Source organism: Sulfuricurvum sp. MLSB (assembly GCF_000747095.1).
In the GTDB taxonomy this organism is placed as follows: domain Bacteria; phylum Campylobacterota; class Campylobacteria; order Campylobacterales; family Sulfurimonadaceae; genus Sulfuricurvum.
Window position 1 is genome coordinate 1 of record NZ_JQGL01000034.1, and the last position, 1,119, is coordinate 1,119.

General features: G+C 34.9%; 1 protein-coding gene. It reads right to left on the reverse strand.

Annotated features, from left to right (window positions below):
* The coding region (locus JU82_RS03585) for a DEAD/DEAH box helicase family protein (RefSeq protein WP_037946572.1) at window positions 1-1,066 on the reverse strand (1,066 nt) is incomplete at its 3' end.
* Between the last annotated feature and the right edge of the window lie 53 nt (window positions 1,067-1,119).

Below are 1,119 nucleotides of genomic sequence, written 5' to 3' on the forward strand. Positions count from 1 at the left end.
ATCGATCAATTCGGCCAGCAGCCTGAGTCATAATACGATACGAGTAATTTTGGGAAAAGAATACGATTGTGTCGGTTTCGGTACAATTCCAACCTTCAGCTCCAGCCATATATTGAACAAAATATAACCATGAATCTGCAGATGGAACTAGATCGTGTTTGTGACCATTCCATTCACCACTAACAATATTATTTTTTTTTGCAAAATCTCTAAGAGTATCTAACTCATAATTAAAATTATAAAAAACAATTAACTTGTTATGTCTGGTCCAAAGTGATTTAAGTTTGTCTAACCGGTCTGGATCAGAGTTTGCTAACTTCCGTAATAAATAACACAGTTTTGAAATATCACGAATTGGTTCGTTATCGTAAATATCCCAGCGATTTGTCATCAGGATCTTTTGTTGAGTTTCATCAAAATTACAAAATATAGTCTCATAATGAGATACCGTGTTGCGAACAAAGTGCATCTGAACAGTTACCAGATCCCGTAAATGAATTAATTTCGAAACTTGCAAATATCTTTCAATTTTGGGAAATTTGCTAAAACGACTATATACTACATGATTTCTAATAAAATCTGTTCTATTTTTATAAAAGCCATTAGCAATAAATACAGGAATTAGGTCCATCCAAGTATCGGCGGGAGTCGCACTTAATAAAATCCATTGATTTTTTTTAGTAATTTTTAAAAAAGATTTTACCCAAGTTCCTCCACCAACAACACGCTGTTCATCAAATATAAAGAATGCATCTTCTACGGTTGTATACTTTTGAATATTATTCCAACTATCAACCGCTGTTATTTCTAACGGAATATGAACGGCCTCATCTATCCAATCCAATGTATCTCGTTTTCTAGCTGTGGTAATGACGTAAAGTTTTTTGTTAATCTTCATTGGAGAGAATGAGTCGCCCTTATGTCTAGGAATTTTTCCTTTCCCAACTTTTTCATAAAAATATGAAAGTGCAGTAAGGGTTTTTCCTGAGCCGACCCCACCAACGAGGATCGACCCAGGACTTAATCTCTCTATGGCGTCAGATTGATGGTCATAGAGTCTAAGCATTTACTACTCTTCTATGATTAAACGACATGCACCATCACGATATTCATAGCCTG